Below are 23790 nucleotides of genomic sequence, written 5' to 3' on the forward strand. Positions count from 1 at the left end.
ATGCCGACCATCGAGACCCTTTCCGAGCGTCCAAAGCCGGTTGCGCCGACGACTCTCGGCTGCGAGGTTCTGGCGCGTTTTGAATGCGAGCCGGATACGCTGGTCATTCCCGTGGTCGATGGCGACCGTCCCGTCGGTTTGGTCGAACGCACCGCCTTCCTTCAGAAAATCGCCGCCCGCTTCGGCCACGCTCTTTACGACCTTCGCCCCATCACCTTCGCCATGGATGCCGAGCCGGCCGTGGTCGAGGCCGGCGTCCGCATCGACGCCTTTTGCGACATCATGCTGAAGGGCGGTCCGGCCGCCCTGCTGCGCGGCTTCATCGTCACCAAGAACGGCGCCTATTGGGGCGTAGGCACCGCCGCAACCCTGTTGCAGGCCGTCAACACGCGTCAGCGCGAGCAAAATGCGGAACTGGCCGAACAGGCCGCGATCCTCAGCGACACCCGCGCCCAGGCCATCGCCGCCGCCCGCGCCAAGAGCCAGTTCCTGGCCATCATGAGCCACGAACTGCGCACGCCCATGAACGGCGTCCTAGCCGTCGCCGAATTGCTGCGCCGCCAGCCGTTGAATACGGCGGCTCAGGCGCACGTCCAGACCATCGTCGACTCATCCGAGACCCTGCTGCGCATCCTCCAGGACGCGGTCGACCTGTCCAAGGCCGAGGCCGGCGAACTGGAACTGAAGACCGAGCCAACCGCCCTGCGCGCCGTCATGGACGACATCCAGTCGATGTGGGAGCCGCGCGCCTCTCAGGACGGCGTGACCCTGCTCGTCGGCTATGAAGGCGACACCGAACTGGCGGCCGTTATCGACGGCGTGCGCCTGAAGCAGGTGTTCAACAACCTGATCGGCAATGCGCTGAAGTTCGCCCGCAACGGCGTGGTCGAAGCGGGCCTCAAGGCCTGGGTCGAGGGCGACCGTATTCGGATGGAAGCCCGCATTCGCGACGACGGCCCGGGCGTCGAGCCGGATCGGGTCGATTCCATCTTCGAGCCCTTCGTTCACGGTTCCGGCCCCGACGGCGCCGGCCTGGGCCTGTCGATCTGTCGTCAGGTCATCGACCGGATGGACGGCCGCATCTGGGCCGAGAACAACAAGGGCCGCGGCGCCACCTTCGCCTTCGACCTGACCGCGCCCCGCGCCGTGGTCGAGGCGGAAGCGCAATCGAATGTGTCGGATCTGTCGGGCCTCGACCTGAAATCCGCGCCGCACATCCTGATCGTCGACGACAACGCCACCAACCGCGTCGTCGCCCAGGCGCTGTGCGAGATGTTCGGCTGCAGTTCCGAACTGGCCGAGGACGGCCTCGAGGCGCTGCAGGCCGTTCAGGAGAGCCGCTACGATCTGGTCCTGATGGACATCAAGATGCCCCGGATGGACGGGGTTCAGGCCACTCAGGCCATTCGCGCCCTGCCCGGCGCCGTAGGCCGCGTGCCGATCGTGGCCCTGACCGCGAATGCGGACCCCGAAGACGCCAAACACTATCTGTCGATCGGCATGGCCGCCGTCGTCGAAAAGCCCATCAAGCCCGAACGCCTGCGTATGGCGATGAACGCCGCCATCTCAGCCGCTCACGAAGACGCACAAGACCAGGACCTGTCCGGTCGCGCCGTCGCCTGACCCTCAGTCCGGACGAACGTCCAGCGCCTCTTCGTCCTCTTCGTCGTAGCCGACCAGACGCAGGGCCCTCGCCTTTTGCCCGTTGATCTCGGCCCAGCGCAGCAAACCCTCCTCGCGGCCGTGAGTGATCCAGATCTCCTCCGGCTTGATCTCGGTGAAGGTCGCGGTCAGTTCGTTCCAGTCGGCATGATCCGACACGACCAACGGCAGTTCCACGCCGCGCTGCCGCGCCCGCGCCTTCACCCCCATCCAGCCTGAAGCAAAGGCCGTGACCGGATCGGCGAACCGACGCGCCCATCGATCCTGGATGGCGGATGGCGGTGCGATGGCGACCTCGCCGCCCAGCGCATTCTTCGGCAGATCACGGGTCGGGGCCAGCGGGCCCAGATCGACCCCTTCCCTCTCGTACAAGGCGTTCAGCCGCTCCAGCGCCCCGTGGACATAGATGGTGCGGTCCCATCCAGCCTCGCGCAGCAGACGGATGATCCGCTGCGCCTTGCCCAGCGCATAGGCGCCGACCAGATGCGCCCGCTCGGGAAACTGCCCCAGCGACCGCACCAGCCGCCCCACCTCTTCTTCTGCCGGCGGATGGCTGAAGACCGGCAGGCCGAACGTCGCCTCCGAAATGAAGACGTGACACGGCACAGGCTCGAACGGCGCACAAGTCGGATCGCGGCGGCGCTTATAGTCGCCGGACACGACCATGATCAGCCCCTTCCAGCGCACCTCGACCTGGGCAGAACCCAGCACATGGCCGGCGGGCGCCAATCTGAGATCGACCCCATTGATCGCGGTCGCCTCGCCGTATTCCACCGATTGGGGCTGCAGCGTGAAATCCGCGCCATAGCGCTCAGCCATGATCGCCAGGGTCTGGCGCGTCGCGAGAACCGCCCCATGACCGGCGCGCGCATGGTCGGCGTGGCCATGCGTGATGACGGCGCGATCCACCGGCCGAACCGGGTCGATGTAGAAATCTCCCGGCGGACAGTAGAGGCCGGCGGGCGTGGGATGCAGCAGGTCTTCGGGGCGGATCATCTTGCGGTAACGCTCTCGACGCCGTCGGGTCGCCGCCCCATAGAGGATGACCCCGAAAATCGGCGCAACAGGTTCAGCCCGCACGATGCATGAGAGTTTCCTGACCACCATCCTGCCGCAACTGGCCGCCGGCGCCGCCCACACCGGCGCCCTGGGCTTCAGCTTTGACGGCCTGCACGATGGCGAGCCCCGTATTCGCGTGCCGTGGCGCGAGGACTTGGTCGGCGATCCCGATAGCGGCGTCTTCGCGGGCGGGCTGGTGACGACCTTGCTGGATCATATCGGCGGCCTGGCCGTGTGGACCGCGATGGACGCCTTCCAGCCCATCGCCACCCTGGATCTGCGCGTCGACTACATGCGCGCCGCAAGACCGCGTCAGGACCTGCTGGCCCAGGGCCTGTGCTACCGGCTGACGCCCAGCATCGCCTTCGTGCGCGCCTGGGCCTTCGAGGACGATCCCGCCGATCCGGTCGCCGCAGCGCAAGCCGCCTATATCCTCAACCAGACCCGCGAGCGGGCGCCCCATGCAAAAGGAGCGGCGGCATGACCGACATCCTGAACGGCATGCCCTACGCCCGCTTTCTTGGCCTTCAGACCCTGGTCAGCGGCGACGAAGTCACCGTCATCATGCCCTTCGACGACAAGCTGATCGGCAATCCGATGCTGCCCGCCCTGCATGGCGGATCGACGGCCGCCCTTCTGGAAATGACGGCGATGGCTCAGGTTGCGCTCAGCTTTCCTGGTCCGCGACTGCCCCGCCCGATCAATGTCACGGTCGCCTATCTGCGCACCGGCAGACCGATCGACGTCTTCGCGCGTGCTCGCATCAGCCGGGCGGGTCGTCGCGTCGCCCATGTGCACGCGGAGGCCTGGCAGGAAGAACGTCAACAGCCTATTGCGTCCCTTACCGCACACTTCCTGCTGGACAACCAGGACTGATCACTGCGCACTAGCGCGCTGATTCGCGCCGATTTCTTGCTCTCATTGGGTTTTAACGCCGTGCTTACGGCGTCGCTTCAACGCGCGATTGCCGATATGGTAAAGATTGCTCTACCAAACAGGGTTAAGACGTGATAACCATACGGTTCTTGTAAACCTGTCTTTGAGGGGCTTTCATGGACCGCACTGAAGTCGTCACCAGCGTTGCTGGCGATCTGCATGCCACCGAACTCGCGATCGACGCCGCGATCACCCAGGCGACCACGCTGGTTCAATCCTTCATCGGCGCTCGCGCCGCTCTGTCGCTGTCGCCGGTCTCCGGCACGATGTCGCAAGCAAAGGCCATGGAAACGATCGCCGCCCTCTCGGCCGCGCGTGAGTCCATCGTGGCCTGCCACGCCGAGCTGCAAAAAGATCACCGCCGCCTCGGCTTCGGCACCTACGCCGCTGGCCCGATCGCCAAGCCCGACGATTGGCTCGACCCCAAATCGGCCCTGACGCCGACGCACCTTCATCGCGTCGCGTGAATTCTTGGTAAGCTTGGCTTGCCGAGATTTCAGTTTGATCTGACTTCGTTCATTATCGCCCCCACGTATTCTGCGTGGGGGCGATTTTGTTATGGTCAATATCGTCTATGCGATTGTGGGCGCCGTGTTCATGGTCGGCATGGCTCTGTTTGCCTTCATGAAGGGTGGACCTGCTGAAAGAATGGGTGCCGGGGCTTATTTGTTTGCTTGGTTCGCATCCATTATCTTGCAGGAAAACAGCGGCTTTCGCGGCCTGCCTGCCGGTTTGTTTCTGATCGATCTTGCTGTTTTGATAGTCTTCGTCGGTGTTGCCTGGCGCTATCGACAATCGTGGCCCGTGTGGGCAAGCGGCATCCAACTGATCACAGTGATGGCTCACGTCATGATGCTCGCCAAACAACCTGTGCTGCTAGGATCGTTGATCACAGTTATGAATCTCAACGGTTATCTCATTATCGGCTGCATCGTCATCGGCACATTCTATGCTTGGCAAGAGCGCCGTGCGGCGATGCTGGTAGGTAGAAATTCCTAAAGCCTGATCGTATTCTCGCGACGAATCGGTTGCTGGAAGATCATGCCGCTATCCCATGCCAAGCTTTGGAAAGCCGTCGATGCCTTGGCGCGGCGTGAAGGGCTGTCGCCGTCGGGCTTGGCGCGGCGGGCCGGTCTGGATGCAACGAGTTTCAATCCCTCAAAACGCTTCGGGCCCGGCGATCCTCCGCGTCCACGCTGGCCATCGACCGAGAGCATGACGCTGGTGCTTCAGGCGACGGGCTTGTCGCTGTCGGAGTTTGCGGTGTTGGCCGAAGACGCACCGGAGGAGCCCACCAGCGTGCCCTTGCTGGGTCTGGCCAAGGCGGGTCAGGACGGCTTCTTCGACGACGCTGGCCTGCCGGTCGGTGAAGGTTGGGATCAGACCGACCTGCCGCGCGCCAAGGACACCCTGTTCAGCCTTCAGATCACGGGCGATTCGATGTCGCCCCTCTATCGCGAAGGCGATCGCGTCATCGTGGATCAGGAAGCGACGCAGGTACGGCGCGGCGACCGCGTCGTCGCCCGCCTGACCAGCGGAGAAACCGTGGCCAAGGAGGTCACCAGCCTGACCAGCCGCGCCGTCACCTTGGCCTCAATCAATCCCGACTACCCGCCAAGGATCGTGCCCCGACGCGAGATCGAATGGATGGCCCGCATCCTCTGGGTCAGCCAGTAACGCGCAGCAAAAACCCCGCCCGGCGAGCCGGACGGGGCTTTCGATTAGCGGCGAACTGAACTCAGTTGGCCGTGACGTAGTGGGCATTCACCCAACCGCCGCCTGCAATCTGCACCCACTCGCCTTGCGAACCGATGGCGGTGAAGGGCTGACCGGCCGACAGCGTGCCGGCTTGGCGATAGTTGGTGCCGGGGCCGCTGCGGATGCGCAGGTTCGACGAAGCGCGATACTGGGCGCCGCTAGAGGCCGAAGCCGCACGGGCGCGTTGCTGGTTGCAGCCGATATAGGAACCGGCGGCGGCGCCGGCGCCCGCGCCTACGATGGTGCCGGCCGTACGCTCATTGCGAGCGAGGTTCGAGCCCACCACGCCGCCGACCACGGCGCCGATCAGAGCGCCCGCACGCTGGCGACCGCCAGGTGCGTCACAGTTGGTCACGCCGTTGGCCTGAGCCTGGGCGGACATCGGGGCGGCGGTCACCATGGCGGCCAAGGCGGCAGCGGTGGCCAGACCGGTCTTGAAAATCTTGTTCGACATAACTCTTCTCCTGTCAGCGCGTTTGCCGATGACGAGAGAATGCACGGACGAACCTGAAGGCTCCCGGAGCTTCGCCGTTATTTTCCGTTCATCTTGGCCATGCGCGCGGACTGGCGGCGGGCGACAAATCGTCTGGCGATATCGATGTCGCGTTCGATGAAGTGTTTCCGGCGCACGAACTGGAAGTCCAGCACGCGCGCCCACAGATGGAGCATGCGGTCGTGGGTTACGAAAACCGTCACCGCCTCGACCGGCGGCGGCGGCCCCCAGGCCTCAGCCAGCTTCGCCAGATGCTGGACCGTGGCATCGTCGGTCATGGGTTCGCATTCGACGATCCAGTCCCAGCTGCAGAGCTCAGACCTTTGCGTGATCAGATCGACCGTGGCTTTCAGCACGCGGTCGGCTGACCCGGCCGAAACCAGGTCGAGCATCAGGACCCTGTTCGCCTCGTCGATCTCGTAACGCAACCTCGCCTCCCCCGGCTACGTCCCTTTAGGAGGGCATCACGCAACAACCCTGACGCAAGGTCAAGGTTGCGCCAGTTCTCCGTTTGCGCCCGCTTCGATCAGGGCGATCGTCTGCGGCAGGCCGTAGATGGCCGCGAACGAACCGAAGCGCGGCCCCTGGCTGGCGCCCAGCAGCACCTCGTAGAGCGCGCCGAACCACGCCCGCAGCGGCTCGAACTCATGCGCCTTGCCGACGGCATAGACTTCGCTCTGGATCAGTTCGCCGTCGGTCGTGTCCGCCGGCAGGGCCTTCAGCCTTTCCGCCAGGTCCAGCAGCGCCGCCTTCTCCTTGTCGTCGGGCAGGCGATACGACTTCGAGGGCTTCACGAAGTCCTCGTAATAGTTCAGCGCCGACCCCATCAGCCGATCCAGCAGCGGCTCGTTCTGCGGCGTCGCCTCGGGCAGGTATTTGGCGAAATAGGCCCACAGCTGGTCCTTGGTCGAGGCGTTGGCTACGCCGACCAGGTTCAGCAAAAGGGCGAACGACACCGGCGAGGTATGGGTCGGCGGATCGCCCGCATGGATCGACCAGACGGCGTTGTCGATCCGCTTGGCCGGCTCCTGGGTCTTGTAGCTTTCGATGAAGGCCAGATAGTCGTCGATGGCGCGCGGAATGACGTTGAAGTGCAGGCTCTTGGCCGACTTCGGCGACTGGAACATGTACCACGACAGGCTCTCGGGCGTGCCGTAGCGCAGCCACTCGTCCATCGTCAGGCCGTTACCCTTGGACTTGGAGATCTTCTTGCCCTCGATGTCGAGGAAGAGCTCGTAGTTGAAACCCTCAGGCGGGGTGCCGCCCAGGGCGCGGCAGACCTTGGAGCTTTCACGCACGCTCTCGATCAGGTCCTTGCCCGACATCTCGTAGTCGATATCCAGCGCGACCCAGCGCATGGCCCAGTCGGGCTTCCACTGCAGCTTCACATGGCCGCCCGTGACCGGCACTTCTGTGCGATTGCCCGGTTCGCCGGCGGGGTCTTCGAAGGTGATCGTGCCCTTCTCGACGTTGCGCGCCAGGGTGGGGACCTGCAGCACATGGCCGGTGATCGGGCTGACGGGCAGGAAGGGCGAATAGGTGGCGCGGCGCTCCTCGCCCAAGGTCGGCAGCATGATGGCCTGGACCGCGTCGAACCGTTCCAGAAGCGTCAGCAGCGTCGCGTCAAACCGGCCCGATCTGTAGGTCTCGGTCGAGGACATGAACTCATAGTCAAAGCCGAAGCTGTCGAGGAAGGCGCGCAGGCGGGCGTTGTTGTGCGCGCCAAAGCTGTCGTGGGTGCCGAAGGGATCGCGCACCCGCGTCAGGGACAGATGCAGGTCCTCGCGCAGCATCTCTGGGTTCGGCACGCCCTCCGGCACCTTGCGCAGGCCGTCCATGTCGTCGGAGAAGGCGATCAGGCGCGTGGGCCAGTGGTCGCCGGTCAGGGCGCGAAAGGCGTTGCGCACCATGGTGGTGCGGGCGACCTCGCCGAAGGTGCCCATGTGCGGCAGGCCCGACGGGCCATAGCCGGTCTCCAGGATCACCGGGCGCTGCAAGGCGGGAAAGGCCGCCAGGGCTTCATCCGCCTTGCCGGCGTCGATCAGGGCGCGCGCTTCGGCTCGCTCGGTCTCGCCCAGCCGTTTCTTCAGAACATGCGCCAGCAGGTTGCGGGCTTGTTCGAAGGGCCAGGACTTGGCCTCGCGGGCGAGGGTTTCGAGGTTCTGAAGCATGGCGGCGGTTTGCAGTCTGCATCCCGCCCGGTCAACCGCGATCAGGCTTTGGCGGCGATTACGATGATCTCGACCTTGTAGTCGGGGGAAGCCAGCCGGCTTTCGCCCGTGGCGCGGGCCGGCGGGTTGGCGGTGTCGACCCAGGCGTCCCAGACGCCGTTCATCGCCTCGAAGTCGGCGATATCCGCCAGCCATATCTGGGCCATCAGAATCTTGGACTTGTCGCTGCCGGCTTCGGCCAGCAGGGCCTCGATCTCCGCCAGCGCCGTTCGGGTCTGCGTCGCCACGTCGTCGCCGGGTTCGCCGACCTGGCCCGACAGATAGATGGTGTCGCCGTGGACGACGGCCTCGCTCATGCGGGCGCCGGGCTGGATGCGGGTGATCATGGGCTAAGGGTCCTTCGAAACGTCCCTCACCTATCGCCGCCGGGGCCCGGCTGTCGAGCGGCTAGCGGCGGTTGAACCGCGAGACGGTCAGGCCGACGACCAATGCGCCGGCGCCGACGATCAAGGCGTCCTCGATCAGGCCGCTCTTGGTCTGGCCGATGCGGGCCATGGCCTTCTTGCGCCCCGAAAGGGTCAGATAGGCCAGCGGCACGGCCGTGCCGACCGCCAGGCCGGCGCCCAGCTTCTCCTTGCCGCGAGGGGCCAGGGCGGCGCCGGCGATGCCCGCGCTCATGACCCGCGCCAATAGGCCGAGGAAGACGGTGCGATCGGGCGCGGTCTTCATCTTGTCGCCCAGCAGTTCGCCGACACCCATGGCCAGGGCGCCGAACTTGAACAGCGGCCGGTTCAGCAGGAAGACGCGGCCGGGCAAGGGCTTGTGCGCCAGTTCGGCGGCGGCGAGGGCCGCCATCGGGGTCATGGAGCGGGCGCTGGCGACAGCGCCTATGAGGGCGGACGGGAGGAGGTCGAGGGCTTTCATGCCGCCACAACACCCGACCGGGCCGGAAGGTTCAGCCCGCTTCACCCGCGCGCCGCCAGGACGTTGCGGATCGCCAGGCTGGAGTGGATGCGCGACACGCCCGGCAGACGCGACAGGACGTCCTTGTGGATCACCTCATAGGCGGCGATGTCGGGCGCGACCGCGCGGACGATGTAGTCGGCCTCGCCCGCCATCAGATAGCAGTCGCGGATTTCCGGGTGGTTGCGGACGGCCGCCTCGAACCGGCGCATGTGGTCGTCGGTCTGCTTCTCCAGCGTGATCTCGACATAGGCGACGACGCCGTCGTCGCTGTCGTTGGCCAGGACGGCGGCATAGCCCCGGATCACCCCGCGCTCTTCCAGCCGGCGCACGCGCCGCAGGCAGGCGGAAGGCGACAGACCGACGGCGGAGGCCAGGTCCGCATTGCTGATGCGCCCATCGGCGCGGAGCCGCTGAAGGAGGCGCTGGTCAAGGGGATCAAGCAGGGACACAAGTTTCCGCCATTTAGCCGCAGATTATTGCGTAAGACTCCTATCAGCGACCGATCGTTGCGCAAACAGGCAGGATCGTCGATCCATGCGGCGCTAGCTTGCGACGAATAACAACATTGGGCTTGGGAACGTCACATGCGGGTTCTGGTGCTTGGGTCGGGCGTCATCGGCGTCACCACCGCCTGGTATCTCAGCCAGGCCGGGCATGAGGTCACGGTCGTGGATCGGCAGGCCGGTCCGGCGCTGGAAACCAGCTTCGCCAACGCCGCGCAGATTTCGCCGGGCTATTCCGCGCCCTGGGCCGCGCCGTCGATCCCGGTCAAGGCGATGAAGTGGCTGCTGATGCGCCACGCGCCGCTGATCGTGCGGCCGCGTCTGGACATGGCTATGGTGCGCTGGACCATCGCCATGCTGCGCAACTGCACCCACGACCGCTACGCGCTGAACAAGAGCCGGATGGTGCGTCTGGCCGAATACAGCCGCGACCAGATCGACCTGCTGCGCCGCGAGACCGGCATCGCCTATGACGGTCGCCAGCAGGGCACGCTGCAGCTGTTCCGCACGGAAAAGCAGCTGGCCGACGTGCACAAGGACGTCGATGTGCTGAAGGCCGCCGGCGTTCCGTGCGAAGTTCTGGACCGCGCGGGCTGTATCGCGGCCGAGCCGGGCCTGGCCGCCTCCGACGTCGATTTCGTCGGGGGTCTGCGCCTGCCGCATGACGAGACCGGCGACTGCTTCCTATTCACCAACGCCCTGGCCAAGCTGGCGGCGGAGCGCGGCGTGGTCTTCCACACCGGGACCGAGATCCAGTCGATCACGATGACGGACGGTCGCGCGACCGGCGCAATGACCAGCAAGGGCGCCATGACGGCCGATCTGGTGATCCTGGCGCTCGGCTCCTATTCGCCGATGATGGCCAAGCCGCTGGGTCTCGATCTGCCGGTCTATCCGGTGAAGGGCTATTCGATCACGGCCAAGATCGTGAACGAAGACCGCGCGCCCGTCTCCACCGTCATGGACGAGAGCTACAAGGTGGCGATCACGCGCCTGGGCGACCGCATCCGCGTGGGCGGCATGGCCGAGCTGTCGGGATACAACAACACCCTGCCCGCCCTGCGTCGCGAGACCCTGGCCCATTCGGTCGGCAGCCTGTTCCCCGGCGGCGGCGACCTGGCGGGCGCCAGCTATTGGTCGGGCCTTCGTCCAATGACGCCGGACGGCACGCCGGTGATCGGCGCGACCAAGGTTCCGGGGCTTTATCTGAATACCGGCCACGGCACCCTGGGCTGGACCATGGCGTGCGGCTCGGCGCGGGTTCTGGCCGACATGGTCGACGGCAAGGCGCCCGAGATCGAGACACGCGACCTGTCGCTGAACCGCTATGGCGCCTGGGCCGGGGCGTTTGCGCCGGGCTACAGCTGAGATCAGACGTCGGCGGGTAATTTTACCGTCTAAAGAGTCTAGTTCGTCTAATCGCGCGCCGGTGGGCCTTGGGCCGCGTACGGGAATTCACCGTCTAAAGTGTCTAATTCGTCTAATCCGGCGGCATCATCCGGGTGAGGCGCAGGCGGGATTTCGCCGTCCATTCCGCCTGAACTTACGCTGTCAAAGATCCACGGCCAGTCTAGCACGCGGCCGGAGCGCGGTCGGTTAGACGCCGCTCGGGGGCGAAAACCCGTTGGAAATCAGACAGCGGGGCGCCGACGATGCGCTGGCGGGGCGCCGCAGCGTGGCGCGGCGCGTCGGAGCCCCCTATAGAGCGCGCGATGAAGACCGCCGATTTCGATTTCGACCTGCCCGAAGACCGTATTGCGTTGCGCCCGGCCGATCCGCGCGATTCCGCACGGCTGCTGGTGGTGAAAGGCGGCGCGCTGGAAGACCGGGTCATTCGCGATCTGCCGGACTTCCTGCAGCCGGGCGACGCCCTGGTGTTCAACGATACGCGGGTCATTCCCGCCCGTCTGTCGGGCGTGCGTCAGCGGATCGGGGCCGAGGGCGAAACCCTGACGGTCGAGGTGGAGGCGACGCTGCACCACCGCGACGCGCCCGACGTCTGGTCCGCCTTCATGAAGCCGGGCAAGCGGATCAAGCCGGGGGATCGGGTTCGTTTTGGAAACGCGAGCGACGCCGCCTGCGACCTGGGGCGGCTGGACGCCACGGTGACGACCAAAGGGGAAGACGGGCTGATCACCCTGACCTTCGACTTGGCGGGACCGGCGCTGGACGATGCGATCCGCGATGTCGGGGTCATGCCCCTGCCGCCCTATATCGCCGCCAAACGGCCCGAGGACGACCGCGACCGGTCGGACTATCAGACTGTGTTCGCCGAGCATGACGGATCGGTTGCGGCGCCGACGGCGGGGCTGCATTTCACCCCGGCCCTGCTGGACGCCATTCGAGCCAAGGACGTCTCGACCCATGCGGTGACGCTGCATGTCGGGGCCGGCACTTTCCTGCCGGTCAAGGCCGACGACCTGGCCGACCACAAGATGCACAGCGAGTGGGGCGAGGTGTCGCCTGAAACCGCCGCCGCCCTGAACGCCGTCCATGCAAAGGGCGGGCGCATCGTCTGCGTCGGCACCACCTCCCTGCGGCTGCTGGAAAGCGCGACGGCCGAGGACGGAGAGATCAAACCGTTCCACGGCGACACGGCCATCTTCATCACGCCGGGCTATCGGTTCCGGGCGGTCGATGTGCTGATGACCAACTTCCACCTGCCGAAATCGACGCTGTTCATGCTGGTCAGCGCCTTTGCGGGCACGGCGACGATGAAGGCGGCCTATGCCCATGCGGTCGCCGACGGCTATCGCTTCTATTCCTACGGCGACGGATCGCTGCTGTTCCGCGACTGATGGCGGTCAGGGCCAGAGGCGGCCCGAGCGCCAGGCCTCGCCGTCGCGGTCGAAACGCAGTCGGTCATGCAGGCGGAACGGGCGATCGCGCCAGAACTCGACCGAGCGCGGCACGACGCGCCAGCCGGTCCAGTGGGACGGGCGCGGCACCTCCTGACCATCGAAGCGCGCGGTTTCACGGCCCACGGCCTCTTCCAGCACGGTGCGATCCGACAGGGGGCGGGACTGGTCCGAGGCCCAGGCGCCGATGCGGCTTTCGCGCGCGCGGCTGGCGAAATAGGCGTCGGCCTCGGCCGGCGTGACAGGCTCGACCGCGCCGCGCACCCGCACCTGGCGACGCAGGGATTTCCAGTGGAAGGTCAGGGCGGCGGCCGCGCAACCGGCCAGTTCGACGCCCTTGGCGCTCTCGCTGTTCGAATAGAAGGTGAAGCCCCGCGCATCGACGTCCTTCAGCAGGACGATCCGCGCATCGGGCAGGCCGTCGGCGTCGATGGTCGACAGGGTCATGGCGTTGGGATCGTTCGGCTCGTGCGCCCTTGCGTCCGCCAGCCATTCGACGAACAGGCCGATCGGTTCGGGCCGGCCGAAGATGGTCTCGTCGCCATTGGCGGCCAGGGCGGCGGCATAGTCGCGGGCGTATTCCTCACGCGACGGGCTGGGCGGGATCACGGATGCGGTCATGCGAATGATGTAGTCCGTGCAGGCGCAGCTGGGAATGATCGCGGTCAAAAACGGGCGTGTCGCCGTCAGGGGGTTAACCGCCCATTGACCCTGATGCGCGAACGGTGACGGCATGAGCGCGCCTGTTTCGATTTCAGATGTGTCCGGCGTCCGCGAGGCCCTGTCGATCCTGGGCCTGAATGGGGATGCCGATGCGTCGACGCTGAAGGCCGCGTTCCGCACGGCGGTGAAGGCGGCGCGGCCGGATCAGGCCGGCGGGGACGCCGAGCGGTTCCGGCGCGTGATCGCGGCCTATCGGCTGATCCAGGCGCACCAGCCCCCTCGCCCCGCCCTGTCGGCGCCCGCCGCGCGGCCCGCGCCGATGCCGGTTCTGGTCCTGTCGCCGATGCAGGCCTTGGCCGGGGGTCAGGTCGAGGTCCGGCTGGGCGCGCGCACGGTGCGGGTCACGGCGCCGAAGGGCCTGCGCAGCGGCGATCACCTGCGGCTGAAGCGCGGGGCGGCGGACGGGAGCGATCTCTATCTGTCGGTGCTGATCCGGCCCGAGGACGGGCTGTCGGTCGTCGGCGACGATCTGTTCATGACCTGGGCCGTCGAGCGTCGCCTGATGGCCGACGGCGGGCGGGTGGAGATCGAGACCCCCGTCGGCACGCGCTCGGCCTGGATCACCGCCGACATGGCCGCACCGGTGCGGGTGCGGCTGAAGGACCTGGGCCTGCCCGCGCGCGGATCGCGGCCGCCGGGCCATCTGTTCGTGACGCTGGAGCCGTCGTCCGATGTTCCCTCGGCGGCGGAGGACCTGCTGGTGCGGTTCACGCGGGTCTGGACGCAGGAGCGTCTGGCGGCCTAAGTCGGGGCCATGTCGCACAACACCTTCGGCCATCTGTTTCGCGTGACCACCTGGGGCGAGAGCCATGGGCCGGCGATCGGCTGCGTCGTGGACGGATGCCCGCCGATGATCCCCCTGACCGAGGCGGATCTTCAGCCCTGGCTGGACCAGCGGAAGCCGGGCGGCAGCCGCTTTGTCACCCAGCGCAAGGAAAGCGACACGGCGCGCATCCTGTCGGGCGTGTTCGACGACGGCGACGGGCCGGTGACGACGGGCACGCCGATCTCGATCCTGATCGAGAACGAGGATCAGCGGTCCAAGGACTATGGCGAGATCGCCCGCGCCTATCGGCCGGGGCACGCCGACTATGCCTATCAGGCCAAATACGGGGTGCGCGACCACCGGGGCGGCGGTCGATCCTCGGCGCGCGAGACCGCCAGCCGCGTGGCGGCCGGGGCCGTGGCGCGCAAGGTGCTGGGCGACGGGATCAGGATTCGCGCCGGCGTGGTGCAGATCGGCCCGCACCGGATCGCGCTGGATAAGATCGATTTCGACGCCGTCGGCGGCAATCCGCTGTTCGCCGCCTCGGCCGAGGTCGTGCCCGCATGGGAGGCCTATCTGGACGGCATCCGCAAGGCCGGGTCGTCGGTCGGCGCCGTGGTCGCGCTGGAGGTCACGGGCGTTCCGGCGGGCTGGGGCGCGCCGCTGTACGGCAAGCTGGACGGCGAGTTGGCCGCAGCCCTGATGTCGATCAATGCGGCCAAGGGGGTCGAGATCGGGGCGGGCTTCGAGGCCGCCGAACTGACCGGAGAACAGAACGCCGACGAGATGCGGCTGGACCTGAACAAGCAGCCGGTCTTCCTGTCGAACAAGGCGGGCGGCGTGCTGGGCGGGATTTCGACGGGCCAGCCGGTGACCGCGCGGGTGGCGTTCAAGCCGACCTCCTCCATCCTGACCCTACGCCAGACGATCACCCGCGACGGCGAAGAGAAGGACCTTCGCACCAAGGGTCGTCACGACCCGTGCGTCGCCCTGCGCGCCGTGCCGGTGGTCGAGGCCATGGCCGCCTGCGTGCTGGCCGACGCGCATCTGAGGCATCGCGCCCAGGTCGGTTGATCAGGGCCTGGGTCGGGGCGGAAGCGGGTTTGCGCGATCGGTCTCGAGCCTCGGCGGCGGCTCGGTCTGACGCGCCTCGCACCGCATCAAGGCCATCAGGGCCGACAGGCCTGTCGTCATCACGATCATCGCTCGATTCCTGCAAATGCGAACCGTTTGCAGGTTTGCGCATGTCGAGGGCGCGTGCAAGACAAGGGGCCGGTGGCGCCCAACTCAGGAGATCAACCGTGCGTGAAGACGGAAAGCTGGACTACCTCGAACTGCCCGCCGCCAACCTGCCCGCGACCAAGCAATTCTACAGCCAGGCGTTCGGCTGGACCTTCGTGGATTACGGCCCGACCTATGCCGCCTTCGATCAGGGTCTGGACGGCGGTTTCGACGCCGATCAGGCCGATCAGACCAAGGCTCCCCTGCCCATCCTGTACGCCCATGACCTGGAAGCCATGCTGGCCAAGGTCGAGGCGGCCGGCGGCCGGATCTTGAAACCGACCTACAGTTTCCCCGGCGGTCGCCGCTTCCACTTCGCCGATCCGGCCGGCACCGAAATGGCGGTGTGGTCCGAGGGCTGAGCCGCTCAGCCCGTCAATCGCCGCGGCGGTAGTCATCAAGGACGATGCCGTGGCGTTTGACCTTGGCGTAGAAGGTCTTTCGGGGAAGGTCGAGCCGGGCCATCACGGCGCGGACATCGCCCTTGGCGGCCTTTAGCGCCTCGTCCAGCACGCGGGCTTCGAACGCCTCGACGCGCTCGCTCAGGCTGCCATCCGCGACGCCGGTCGCGCCGCCGTTTCGGTCGAGGCCGATGACGAAGCGCTCGGCGGCCTGGGCCAGCTCGCGGACATTGCCGGGCCAGTCGCGCATCATAAGATGGGCGTCGGTCGCATCGTCGATCGGCGGCGGGGTCTTCTTCTGTCGCCCGGCCGCCTGCGACACCAGATGACGGAACAGCAGCGGTATATCCTCGCGCCGATCCCGCAGGCTGGGCAGGGTCAGGGTGACCACGCTTAGACGATAGTAGAGGTCCGACCGGAAGGCGCCGCGCGCCGCCGCGGCGTCCAGATCGATCCGCGTGGTCGTCAGAAAACGTAGGCTGAAGGCCTGGTCGTCCTCTCCCGAGATCTGTCCAGTCTCCATCAGCTTCAGCAGCTTGATCTGCAACGCCGGCGACAGCGCCTCGACCTCTTCCAGCAACAGGGTGCCGCCGTCGGCCTCGCGCACGCGACCACCGATCCGGCGTCCATAGCCCGACGTCGGCGACCGCCCGAACAGTTCGGCGTCGAGCACATCCTCCGGCAGGGCGGCGCAGTTGACGACGACGAAGGGCCGGGCGCGCCGGGCGCTGGAGCGGTGCAGACCGCGCGCGACCGTCTCCTTGCCGACGCCGTTCTCGCCCTGGATCAGCACATCCACGCCCGCGCGGGCGACCTGGGCGATCGTCTCGCGCAGCCGCACGATGGCCGGCGCCTGTCCGATCAGGCCGCTGCGCGCCTCCTCCGCCTCGGCGTTTTCGACAAGTCGGGTCAGGCGACGGTTTTCCAACACCAGTTGTCGCTGGCGCGCCGCGCGCTGAATGACCGGCAACAGGCGATCGGCGCCGAAGGGTTTGGGCAGGAAGTCGAACACGCCGCGATGAAGGGCGGCGACGGCCATGTCGATATCGCCATGCCCCGTCATCAGAATGAACGGCAGCTCAGGATCGATGGCCGCCACGCGTTTGTGAAACTCCAGCCCATCCAGCCCAGGCATGCGGATGTCGGACAAGACGACATGCGGGGACGCGGCCTCCAGCCGCGCCAAGGCCTGATCGGCGGAACTCACGCCTGTCGGGGCGTATCCCGCGAGCGCGAGCGTCTCGACCTGGGCCTCGCGCAGGTCGTCGTCATCATCCACGACCAGGATCAGGGCGCCGTCCGATGTCATGCCGGGTTCCTCCTGAGCCGGACCTCGAAACGCGCGCCGCGACGGCCGTTAGAGGCCACGACCAGACTGCCGCCGAAGGCCTCGACGATGTCGCGCGAGATCACCAGCCCCAGCCCAAGACCGTTCGGCTTGGTGGTCGAAAAGGGCGTGAACAGGGTCCGCAACGTCGCCTTGGACAGGCCGGGTCCGTTGTCGGTCACGGCGATGACAACCAGATCGTCGGTGGTCGAGACGTCCAGGCCGATCCGCGCATCGGCCTGATCGCCCAAGGCTTCAAAGGCGTTCTGCAAAAGATTGACCAGCACCTGTTCCAGCCGCACGCGGTCCGCCTGGGCCGACACCTTCGCCTCGCCCATCCGTTCGACCGCCACGCCTTCGTCGCGCATCCGGCTGGTGACCAGCAACAGGGCGCCCTCGACCGCTTCGTCGACGACGACGGTTGTGGTGCGCGGCGGGGTCTTGCGCGCAAAGCCGCGCAAATCCTCGACGATGGCGCCGATCCGCTCGGTCAGTCCCTGAATGCGCGTCAGCTTGGCCTGCGCCTCGTCCGGCTGTTCGCGCGACAGCAGGGTCAGGGCGTTATCGGCGTTGGCGCGGATCGCCGCGACAGGTTGATTGATCTCGTGGGCCACGCCGGCGACGATCTGGCCCAAGTGCGCCAGACGGTTGGCCTGAACCAGATCGGCCTGCAGGGTTCGCAGGCGCGCCTCGGTGCGTTTGCGGTCCTCGATCTGGTTTCTCAGCTTCACGTTCGCCGCCGTCAGCGCGGTGGTGCGTTCATCCACGCGAAGCTCCAGTTCGCGTCGGACCTCGGCCTGCTGACGCTGCCCGTCCAGCCGACGCAGATGCGCCCGCCAGATCCAGGCCAGCACGACCATCAGAAGCGCGCCCGCCAGGCCCGCCGCCCAGCGGACAGGTCCCGCCGCACGGTCGGCGTCGGCGACGGGGACCAGGAGCAGCAGGGTCCAGTCCTCGACCGGCAAGGCGCGACGCAATGGAACGAAGATCTCGCCGCCCAATTGCACCCGCCCGTCGTCCACTGGCGTGATCGCGGGGGTGAGCGGCGTCAGCGGCGCGTCGCCGAACTGGCGGCTGTCACGCAAGGCCCTGGCTCTCGCAGCGTCCAGCGGCTTCAGCGTCTTAAAGCGTCGCGCGGGGTCGGAACTGAGCACGATCACGCCGTCCCGGTTCGTCACCAGGGCCTGTTCCGCCTGTCGTCGCCAAGCGGCCTCGACCGCGTCGAACTCGATCTTGACCACGATCACGCCGTCGGCCTGGCGACCGGCGCCGACGCGGCGGGACAGATAGAGGCCGGGCCGGCCGCTTCGCGATCCAAAGGCGAAATATTCGTCGGATCCCGCCCGCATCGCCGTCTTGAAATAGGGACGGTAGGCATAGTCGTCGCCGACGAAACTGACCGGGGTGCGATAGTTGTTCGCCGCAATGGCCCTGCCTTGGCTGTCCAGCAGATAGATGGCCGCCGCGCCGGTCTGGACCGCCAGCATGTCCAGACGGGCATTGACCCTGTCCAGCGTGGCGGGCGCCGGAACGCGCAAGGCCTCCAGAATGATGTCCTCGCTGGCCAGAACCACGGGCGTGGCGCGATGCCGGTCCAGCTCGCTGGACAGCAGAGCCTGATCGAGCAGCAGTGTCGCCTCCGCCTGACGAACGATGTCCTGCGCCGCGCTCTTTCGCGCAAGATCGCCCGCGACGATGATAGCGATCAGGATCAGCAATCCGGCGACGACGAAGACGCCGATGCCCGCGACGCCAAGAAACTCACGTCTGGCGGCTGGGACGATCACGGACTAATCTTGTGCTGATTTCGACACAACCCAACGTGTGCCGGTTTCGTTTTCAGCACAAGCGTCTCAGCTTCGAAAACGACAACACGTTGTTAATCGTGAGTTTTTTCTCCCAGCCCGATCCTACATTTTCGGTTTTGGCCTGTTACAGAGCGGCCGCATCCTGATCGCTGAACGTCCCCGAGAGGACGATTGGGAGGTCACCATGATTATCACACCGACGATCGCCGACGACGGCAGCGCCAAGCGCAAGCCCTTTTACCGGCATCTCTATTTTCAGGTTCTGCTGGCGATCCTCGCCGGCGGCCTGATCGGGCATTTCTGGCCGTCGTTCGGCGAGAGCCTGAAGCCGCTGGGCGACGCCTTCATCAAGCTGGTGAAGATGATCATCGCGCCGGTGATCTTCCTGACTATCGTCACCGGCATCGCCGGGATGCGCGACATCGGCCGGGTCGGTCGCGTCGCCGCCAAGGCCTTCGCCTATTTCCTGACCTTCTCGACCCTGGCCCTGATCATCGGCATGATCGTGGCCAATCTGGTCCAGCCGGGCCACGGCCTGAACATCGACCCCGCCAGCCTAGATGCGAGCGCTGTCACCAAATATTCCGATCAGGCGCATGAGACGACCATCGTCGGCTTCCTGACCGGCATCATTCCCGACACCTTCGTCAGCGCCTTCTCCGAGGGCAACATCCTGCAGGTGCTGTTCGTCTCGGTCCTGTTCGGACTGGCGCTCGCCATGGTCGGCGATGTGGGCAAGCCGGTGCTGAACTTCCTGGAATCGATCAGCGTCGCCTTCTTCAAACTGGTCGCCATCCTGATGAAGGCCGCGCCCATCGGCGCCTTCGGGGCCTTCGCCTTCACCATCGGCAAATACGGCATCGGTTCGATCGCCAATCTGGCCGCCCTGGTCGCCACCTTCTACATCACCGCCGCCATCTTCGTGGTCGGGGTTCTGGGCCTGGTCGCCTGGGCCAACGGCTTCAACATCCTCAAGCTGATCCGCTACCTGAAGGAAGAACTGCTGCTGGTGCTGGGCACCTCGTCGTCCGAAGCCGCCCTGCCCAGCCTGTTGCAGAAGATGGAGCGCGCCGGTGCCGCGAAGTCCGTGGTCGGTCTGGTCGTGCCCACCGGCTATTCGTTCAATCTGGACGGCACCAACATCTATATGACGATGGCCGCCCTGTTCATTGCTCAAGCGCTGAACATCGACCTGAGCCTGCAGGACCAGATCGTGCTGCTGCTGGTCGCCATGCTGAGTTCCAAGGGCGCGGCGGGCATCACCGGTGCGGGCTTCATTACCTTGGCCGCCACCCTCTCGGTCGTCCCGGCCGTGCCGGTCGCCGGCATGGCGCTGATCCTGGGCATCGACCGCTTCATGAGCGAGTGCCGCGCCCTGACCAACTTCATCGGCAACGCTGTGGCCACCATCGTCGTCGCCCGTTGGGAAGGCGAACTGGATCGCGATGCGCTGAAGGCGGCGCTGGATGGCGAACCCCGTCCGCTGGCGGCTCTGCCCGATCCGGCGGCCGGCCCCGGCGACAAGGCCCTGGTCACCGCCGACTGACCCGACTTCCTACAGGCGCCGTCGCGATCCGCACGGCGCCTGCTCCTTGTCCGGACGCCCTTAGGACCGAAGCTACGCAGTTCTCCTTACCGCGATTTGGGCGCTCCTTAACGATCTTCCCTTACGGTAATCTCCATGACCATCTATCGCTCGCTCGCAGCCGGCGTCGGCCTGGCCGCGCTCGCCACCTCCGCCTTCGCCCAAGCGGCGCCGTCCGCCGATGAAATCGCCGCCCTGCGTGCACAGGTGCAGGCGCTGTCGGCCCGACTGGAACAACTGGAAGCCCAATCGCGCACCGCTGCGGTTGCCACGCCGACCGCCGTCGCCGGAACCCCCGCACCTGTCGCGGCGCCGCGTCCCGTCCAGACCGCCGCTGCGCCCGCTCCGGCCACGCCCGCGCCCGTCGACTGGGCCACGGGCCTGCCGGAATGGCGCAGCCCCGACGGCGCCTTCACCTTCAAGCCGCGCATTCGGGTGACCGCAGACCTGTCGACGACCTTCGGTTCAGACTATCCCAACCGCGACCTGACCACGACCGAACTGCGCGGCCTGCGCCTGGGCGGCCAGGGCAAGATCGCCGGCGGCTTCAGCTACTGGATCGAAGGCGATATCGCCGACAATTCGGTCAGCGTCGCCAACGCCTTCATCGCCTACAGCCGCAAGCTGGGCGGGCGCGACCTTGAGATTTCCGCCGGTCAGCGCCTGAACGACCGCGGCGTCGAAGGCGGCACGGCCGAAGATCAGACGCCCTTCCTAGAACGCAGCCTGATGGTCTCCACCATCGGTCCCGAGCGCGGCTCTTACGGGGTCGGTGTCATGGGCAAGCTGACGGGCAGCGTCTGGCACGCGTCACTTTCGGTGACCGGCGACGCCATCAGCGACGGCACGACCAGCGACACAGTCGCCGTGATGGGCCGCACCCACTGGTCGGCCTTCAAGACCGAGGCCGGTTTCCTGCATCTGGGCGGCTGGGGCTTCGTCGAGGATCTGACGCCGGTCACGACCCTGTCTTCGCGCAATCTGGTGGTTTCGTCGCGCGGCAACGACAATCTGCGCCTGTCGTCGGGCGCCTACGCGAATCCCAAGTCCAGCTCGGGCCTGGGGCTGGAGTTCGGCGGTGTGCATCGGTCCTTCTGGGCCATGGCCGAGGGCGGCAAGCGCGTGGTTCGAACCGCCGCGCGCGACTTCGACCAGGACGCCTACAGCCTGTCGGCCGGTCTGTTTCTGACGGGCGAAACCCCGCCGCTGTCCGCGCGCACCGGCACCTGGACGCGTCCCAAGGTGCTGAACCCGCTGGGCGCCGACGGCTATGGCGCGGTCGAGATCGTGGGTCGTTACGACACCGCCGACTTCACCGACAGCCTGACCGGCGGAGAGGGCGACACCTGGCTGCTGGGCGTCAGCTGGTATCCCACCAATAACACCCGCGTGTCGGCGCACTGGAGCGCCTGGTCGGTCGACAACCGCACCGGAACCTTCACCGGCGAGGACAACGGGAACACCGCGACCGTGCGCGTCCAGACCGCCTTCTAGTCCCTTAGGCCGGAGCCGTTCGCCGCTCCGGTCTCCTGCTTTGCACATCCTTCAGGAGATGATCGCATGAACCCGAAGAACATCCCGATGCAGCGGAAGCTGGCGATCGCCTTCGCCCTGCTGCTGGCGGTCGCCGCCGCCATGATCGGCGCGGTCTTCTTCCAGCTGTCCGCCATGAAGACGGCGGCCGAGCTGAATGCGCAAAGCAAGAGCATCATCGATCACACCCATGTCGCCGAGAAGGGCGTCATCCGTCTTAATTCCCAGATGCGCGGCGTGCTTCTGACCGCCAACGCTGACTATCTGGATGTCTACAAGACCGGCTGGGAACAGTTCGAGCAGTCGATCGCCGCGCTTAACGCCGCCGATCTGACGGCGGAAGAGCGCGCGCTGGTCAAGAAGGCCCAGGATGACGCCGCCGTGTGGAAGACCGAGTTCGGCACGCCTCTGACCCAGGCCGCGCTGGACCCGTCGCGCATCGACGCCGCGCGCCGTGTCGTCATCGAGTCCGGCGACAAGGTTCGCGTGACCCACATCACCAAGTCGATCACAGCCGTGCGCGACGCCGAGATGGCCCGCATGAACGTGCGCGACGCCGAACAGGCGTCGGCGATCACCGCCTCCTTCTTCGCCCTGGCGGCGGGCGGTCTGATCCTGGTCGCCGCCGCCGTCTTCCTGGGCGTGCAGCTGTCGATCCTGATGGTCGCGCCGGTTCGCCGGATGACGGGCGCCATGTCGATCATGGCCGGGGGCAAGCTGGACGTCGCCATTCCCGACACCGACCGCAGGGACGAGGTCGGCGCCATGGCCCAGGCCATGCAGGTCTTCCGCGACAACGGCCTGCGCGCCAAGGCGCTCGAAGGCGAAACGGCATCGATGCGCGACCAGTCCGAAGTCGAACGCCGCCGGCGCGAAGCTGTGGCCCAGCAAGAGGCCGCCGAGAACGCCGTCGTCATCGAAAGCCTGGGCAAGGGTCTGTCGGCCCTGGCCGAGGGCGATCTGGTCTATCGTATCGACGCCCCCTTCCCCGCGCGCAGCGAGGTTCTGAAGGCCGACTTCAACCGCTCCATCGCCCGTCTGGAAGAGACCGTCACCGGCGTCCTGGGCTCGGTCCACGGCATCGATTCCGGCGCCGGCGAAATCAGCCAGGCGTCTGAGGACCTGTCGCGCCGCACCGAGCAGCAGGCGGCCGCTCTGGAAGAGACCGCCGCCGCGCTGGATGAGATCACCGTCACGGTCAAGAAGACCGCCGAGGCCGCCAACCAGGCCGCCAACGTCACCAACGGCGCCCGCAAGAGCGCCGAGGCGTCGGGTCAGGTCGTCATGAACGCCGTCGACGCGATGCAGAAGATCGAAGGCGGCTCGCGCCAGATCAGTCAGATCGTCGGCGTCATCGACGAGATCGCCTTCCAGACCAATCTGCTGGCCCTGAACGCCGGCGTCGAAGCCGCGCGGGCCGGCGAATCCGGTCGCGGCTTCGCCGTGGTGGCCTCCGAAGTCCGCGCCCTGGCCCAGCGCTCGGCCGAGGCCGCCAAGGAGATCAAGACGCTGATCTCCAACTCCGGCTCCGAGGTCGAGAACGGCGTGCGTCTCGTCAGCGAGGCCGGTTCGGCCCTCCAGGCCATCGCTTCGCAGGTCGACGACATCAGCGCCCTGGTCGTCGAGATCGCCGCTTCCGCCAAGGAACAGGCGACCGGGCTGCAGGAAATCAACGTCGCCGTGAACCAGATGGACCAGGTGACGCAGCAGAACGCCGCCATGGTCGAACAGGCCACCGCCGCCAGCACAGCCCTGCGTCAGGAAACCGCCGAGCTGTCGTCCGAGGTCGCCTTCTTCCAGGTGTCCGGCGGACGCGCGACGGCTCGCAAGACCACTGCTGCCGCCCATGCCCGCCCCGCAACCCGTCCCGCGCCGGCGGTCGAACAGCGCGTCATCAAGGTCGCTGGCGGACGCGATCTCACGGTCGGCTCGAACAGCGACGGCTGGGAAGAGTTCTAGA

Annotated in this window: 24 protein-coding genes; 14 read left to right on the forward strand and 10 right to left on the reverse strand. The window is 66.7% G+C overall.

What is annotated here, in order from left to right:
- Positions 1-1623 (forward strand): response regulator, encoded by a 1623-nt coding sequence (locus AC3WRC_RS13425; protein ID WP_492304166.1) that lies wholly within the window; start codon positions 1-3, stop codon positions 1621-1623.
- A 3-nt stretch (positions 1624-1626) separates the two neighbouring features.
- Here AC3WRC_RS13425 and AC3WRC_RS13430 read toward each other — a convergent pair whose 3' ends face one another.
- Entirely contained in the window at positions 1627-2658 is a 1032-nt protein-coding gene (locus AC3WRC_RS13430; protein WP_066552009.1) for a ligase-associated DNA damage response exonuclease, read from the reverse strand.
- Positions 2659-2704: 46 nt separating this feature from the next.
- On the opposite strand from AC3WRC_RS13430, the gene AC3WRC_RS13435 reads away from it, so the two are divergent.
- The 5 genes from AC3WRC_RS13435 (at position 2705) to AC3WRC_RS13455 (ending at position 5334) form a co-directional block, all read left to right on the forward strand.
- Positions 2705-3205 (forward strand): PaaI family thioesterase, encoded by a 501-nt coding sequence (locus AC3WRC_RS13435; RefSeq protein WP_231868676.1) that lies wholly within the window; start codon positions 2705-2707, stop codon positions 3203-3205.
- Entirely contained in the window at positions 3202-3597 is a 396-nt protein-coding gene (locus AC3WRC_RS13440) for a PaaI family thioesterase (RefSeq protein WP_055754741.1), read from the forward strand. Before AC3WRC_RS13435 ends, AC3WRC_RS13440 begins: the two co-directional genes overlap by 4 nt.
- 176 nt (positions 3598-3773) lie before the next feature.
- Entirely contained in the window at positions 3774-4124 is a 351-nt protein-coding gene (locus AC3WRC_RS13445; RefSeq protein ID WP_336977042.1) for a hypothetical protein, read from the forward strand.
- A 91-nt stretch (positions 4125-4215) separates the two neighbouring features.
- Entirely contained in the window at positions 4216-4656 is a 441-nt protein-coding gene (locus AC3WRC_RS13450) for a hypothetical protein (RefSeq protein ID WP_492304167.1), read from the forward strand.
- Between the two features lie 42 nt (positions 4657-4698).
- Positions 4699-5334: a S24 family peptidase gene (locus tag AC3WRC_RS13455; RefSeq protein ID WP_492304168.1), complete on the forward strand. Its 636-nt coding sequence runs from the start codon at positions 4699-4701 to the stop codon at positions 5332-5334.
- A gap of 61 nt (positions 5335-5395) precedes the next feature.
- On the opposite strand, the gene AC3WRC_RS13460 is transcribed toward AC3WRC_RS13455, so the two are convergent.
- The 6 genes from AC3WRC_RS13460 to AC3WRC_RS13485 all read right to left on the reverse strand — a co-directional run bounded on the left by AC3WRC_RS13460 (position 5396) and on the right by AC3WRC_RS13485 (position 9494).
- A complete protein-coding gene (locus tag AC3WRC_RS13460; RefSeq protein WP_039246408.1) occupies positions 5396-5869 on the reverse strand; it encodes an SH3 domain-containing protein in 474 nt (157 codons plus the stop codon).
- A 77-nt stretch (positions 5870-5946) separates the two neighbouring features.
- The gene (locus AC3WRC_RS13465; protein ID WP_492304169.1) at positions 5947-6336 is read right to left on the reverse strand and encodes a hypothetical protein; all 390 of its coding nucleotides are present in this window, start codon (positions 6334-6336) and stop codon (positions 5947-5949) included.
- A 60-nt stretch (positions 6337-6396) separates the two neighbouring features.
- A complete protein-coding gene (locus AC3WRC_RS13470; protein ID WP_492304170.1) occupies positions 6397-8079 on the reverse strand; it encodes a lysine--tRNA ligase in 1683 nt (560 codons plus the stop codon).
- Positions 8080-8120: 41 nt separating this feature from the next.
- Positions 8121-8465 (reverse strand): RidA family protein, encoded by a 345-nt coding sequence (locus AC3WRC_RS13475; protein WP_017504571.1) that lies wholly within the window; start codon positions 8463-8465, stop codon positions 8121-8123.
- A 61-nt stretch (positions 8466-8526) separates the two neighbouring features.
- A complete protein-coding gene (locus AC3WRC_RS13480) occupies positions 8527-8934 on the reverse strand; it encodes a hypothetical protein (RefSeq protein ID WP_492304171.1) in 408 nt (135 codons plus the stop codon).
- A gap of 110 nt (positions 8935-9044) precedes the next feature.
- Complete coding sequence (locus AC3WRC_RS13485; protein ID WP_039246401.1) at positions 9045-9494, reverse strand: Lrp/AsnC family transcriptional regulator; 450 nt, start codon at positions 9492-9494, stop codon at positions 9045-9047.
- A gap of 135 nt (positions 9495-9629) precedes the next feature.
- On the opposite strand from AC3WRC_RS13485, the gene AC3WRC_RS13490 reads away from it, so the two are divergent.
- Both AC3WRC_RS13490 and queA read left to right on the forward strand, forming a co-directional pair.
- The gene (locus tag AC3WRC_RS13490) at positions 9630-10916 is read left to right on the forward strand and encodes a D-amino acid dehydrogenase (protein WP_492304172.1); all 1287 of its coding nucleotides are present in this window, start codon (positions 9630-9632) and stop codon (positions 10914-10916) included.
- A gap of 344 nt (positions 10917-11260) precedes the next feature.
- Entirely contained in the window at positions 11261-12346 is a 1086-nt protein-coding gene (gene queA / locus AC3WRC_RS13495) for a tRNA preQ1(34) S-adenosylmethionine ribosyltransferase-isomerase QueA (RefSeq protein ID WP_492304173.1), read from the forward strand.
- 6 nt (positions 12347-12352) lie between these two features.
- On the opposite strand, the gene pdxH is transcribed toward queA, so the two are convergent.
- Positions 12353-13027, reverse strand: a complete 675-nt coding sequence (pdxH, locus tag AC3WRC_RS13500) for a pyridoxamine 5'-phosphate oxidase (RefSeq protein WP_492304174.1) — start codon at positions 13025-13027, stop codon at positions 12353-12355.
- Between the two features lie 112 nt (positions 13028-13139).
- Here pdxH and AC3WRC_RS13505 point away from each other — a divergent pair, with 112 nt between their 5' ends.
- From AC3WRC_RS13505 to AC3WRC_RS13515, 3 genes are all read left to right on the forward strand, one after another.
- Positions 13140-13874: a DnaJ C-terminal domain-containing protein gene (locus AC3WRC_RS13505; protein ID WP_492304175.1), complete on the forward strand. Its 735-nt coding sequence runs from the start codon at positions 13140-13142 to the stop codon at positions 13872-13874.
- A gap of 9 nt (positions 13875-13883) precedes the next feature.
- The gene (gene aroC, locus AC3WRC_RS13510; RefSeq protein WP_492304176.1) at positions 13884-14969 is read left to right on the forward strand and encodes a chorismate synthase; all 1086 of its coding nucleotides are present in this window, start codon (positions 13884-13886) and stop codon (positions 14967-14969) included.
- 227 nt (positions 14970-15196) lie between these two features.
- Positions 15197-15538: a VOC family protein gene (locus tag AC3WRC_RS13515; protein WP_492304177.1), complete on the forward strand. Its 342-nt coding sequence runs from the start codon at positions 15197-15199 to the stop codon at positions 15536-15538.
- Between the two features lie 13 nt (positions 15539-15551).
- Here AC3WRC_RS13515 and AC3WRC_RS13520 read toward each other — a convergent pair whose 3' ends face one another.
- The gene (locus AC3WRC_RS13520; protein WP_492304178.1) at positions 15552-16886 is read right to left on the reverse strand and encodes a sigma-54-dependent transcriptional regulator; all 1335 of its coding nucleotides are present in this window, start codon (positions 16884-16886) and stop codon (positions 15552-15554) included.
- Complete coding sequence (locus AC3WRC_RS13525; RefSeq protein WP_492304179.1) at positions 16883-18691, reverse strand: sensor histidine kinase; 1809 nt, start codon at positions 18689-18691, stop codon at positions 16883-16885. The genes AC3WRC_RS13520 and AC3WRC_RS13525 overlap by 4 nt, the downstream gene beginning before the upstream one ends.
- Positions 18692-18896: 205 nt before the next feature.
- On the opposite strand from AC3WRC_RS13525, the gene AC3WRC_RS13530 reads away from it, so the two are divergent.
- The 3 genes from AC3WRC_RS13530 to AC3WRC_RS13540 all read left to right on the forward strand — a co-directional run bounded on the left by AC3WRC_RS13530 (position 18897) and on the right by AC3WRC_RS13540 (position 23789).
- Positions 18897-20258, forward strand: a complete 1362-nt coding sequence (locus AC3WRC_RS13530) for a dicarboxylate/amino acid:cation symporter (RefSeq protein WP_055754727.1) — start codon at positions 18897-18899, stop codon at positions 20256-20258.
- Between the two features lie 135 nt (positions 20259-20393).
- Complete coding sequence (locus AC3WRC_RS13535) at positions 20394-21791, forward strand: OprO/OprP family phosphate-selective porin (protein ID WP_492304180.1); 1398 nt, start codon at positions 20394-20396, stop codon at positions 21789-21791.
- 66 nt (positions 21792-21857) lie between these two features.
- A complete protein-coding gene (locus AC3WRC_RS13540; RefSeq protein ID WP_492304181.1) occupies positions 21858-23789 on the forward strand; it encodes a methyl-accepting chemotaxis protein in 1932 nt (643 codons plus the stop codon).
- Position 23790: the final 1 nt, after the last annotated feature.

Source organism: Brevundimonas sp. EU05-FHT14B07, assembly GCF_058790795.1.

What these genes read in the sequence shown, in the direction of transcription:
- AC3WRC_RS13425 (WP_492304166.1), top strand. Translation starts at nt 1, where the DNA reads ATGCCGACCATCGAGACCCTTTCCGAGCGTCCAAAGCCGGTTGCGCCG.
- AC3WRC_RS13430 (WP_066552009.1), bottom strand. Translation starts at nt 2,658, where the DNA reads ATGATCCGCCCCGAAGACCTGCTGCATCCCACGCCCGCCGGCCTCTAC.
- AC3WRC_RS13435 (WP_231868676.1), top strand. Translation starts at nt 2,705, where the DNA reads ATGACCCCGAAAATCGGCGCAACAGGTTCAGCCCGCACGATGCATGAG.
- AC3WRC_RS13440 (WP_055754741.1), top strand. Translation starts at nt 3,202, where the DNA reads ATGACCGACATCCTGAACGGCATGCCCTACGCCCGCTTTCTTGGCCTT.
- AC3WRC_RS13445 (WP_336977042.1), top strand. Translation starts at nt 3,774, where the DNA reads ATGGACCGCACTGAAGTCGTCACCAGCGTTGCTGGCGATCTGCATGCC.
- AC3WRC_RS13450 (WP_492304167.1), top strand. Translation starts at nt 4,216, where the DNA reads ATGGTCAATATCGTCTATGCGATTGTGGGCGCCGTGTTCATGGTCGGC.
- AC3WRC_RS13455 (WP_492304168.1), top strand. Translation starts at nt 4,699, where the DNA reads ATGCCGCTATCCCATGCCAAGCTTTGGAAAGCCGTCGATGCCTTGGCG.
- AC3WRC_RS13460 (WP_039246408.1), bottom strand. Translation starts at nt 5,869, where the DNA reads ATGTCGAACAAGATTTTCAAGACCGGTCTGGCCACCGCTGCCGCCTTG.
- AC3WRC_RS13470 (WP_492304170.1), bottom strand. Translation starts at nt 8,079, where the DNA reads ATGCTTCAGAACCTCGAAACCCTCGCCCGCGAGGCCAAGTCCTGGCCC.
- AC3WRC_RS13475 (WP_017504571.1), bottom strand. Translation starts at nt 8,465, where the DNA reads ATGATCACCCGCATCCAGCCCGGCGCCCGCATGAGCGAGGCCGTCGTC.
- AC3WRC_RS13480 (WP_492304171.1), bottom strand. Translation starts at nt 8,934, where the DNA reads ATGGCGGCCCTCGCCGCCGCCGAACTGGCGCACAAGCCCTTGCCCGGC.
- AC3WRC_RS13490 (WP_492304172.1), top strand. Translation starts at nt 9,630, where the DNA reads ATGCGGGTTCTGGTGCTTGGGTCGGGCGTCATCGGCGTCACCACCGCC.
- queA (WP_492304173.1), top strand. Translation starts at nt 11,261, where the DNA reads ATGAAGACCGCCGATTTCGATTTCGACCTGCCCGAAGACCGTATTGCG.
- pdxH (WP_492304174.1), bottom strand. Translation starts at nt 13,027, where the DNA reads ATGACCGCATCCGTGATCCCGCCCAGCCCGTCGCGTGAGGAATACGCC.
- AC3WRC_RS13505 (WP_492304175.1), top strand. Translation starts at nt 13,140, where the DNA reads ATGAGCGCGCCTGTTTCGATTTCAGATGTGTCCGGCGTCCGCGAGGCC.
- aroC (WP_492304176.1), top strand. Translation starts at nt 13,884, where the DNA reads ATGTCGCACAACACCTTCGGCCATCTGTTTCGCGTGACCACCTGGGGC.
- AC3WRC_RS13520 (WP_492304178.1), bottom strand. Translation starts at nt 16,886, where the DNA reads ATGACATCGGACGGCGCCCTGATCCTGGTCGTGGATGATGACGACGAC.
- AC3WRC_RS13530 (WP_055754727.1), top strand. Translation starts at nt 18,897, where the DNA reads ATGATTATCACACCGACGATCGCCGACGACGGCAGCGCCAAGCGCAAG.
- AC3WRC_RS13535 (WP_492304180.1), top strand. Translation starts at nt 20,394, where the DNA reads ATGACCATCTATCGCTCGCTCGCAGCCGGCGTCGGCCTGGCCGCGCTC.
- AC3WRC_RS13540 (WP_492304181.1), top strand. Translation starts at nt 21,858, where the DNA reads ATGAACCCGAAGAACATCCCGATGCAGCGGAAGCTGGCGATCGCCTTC.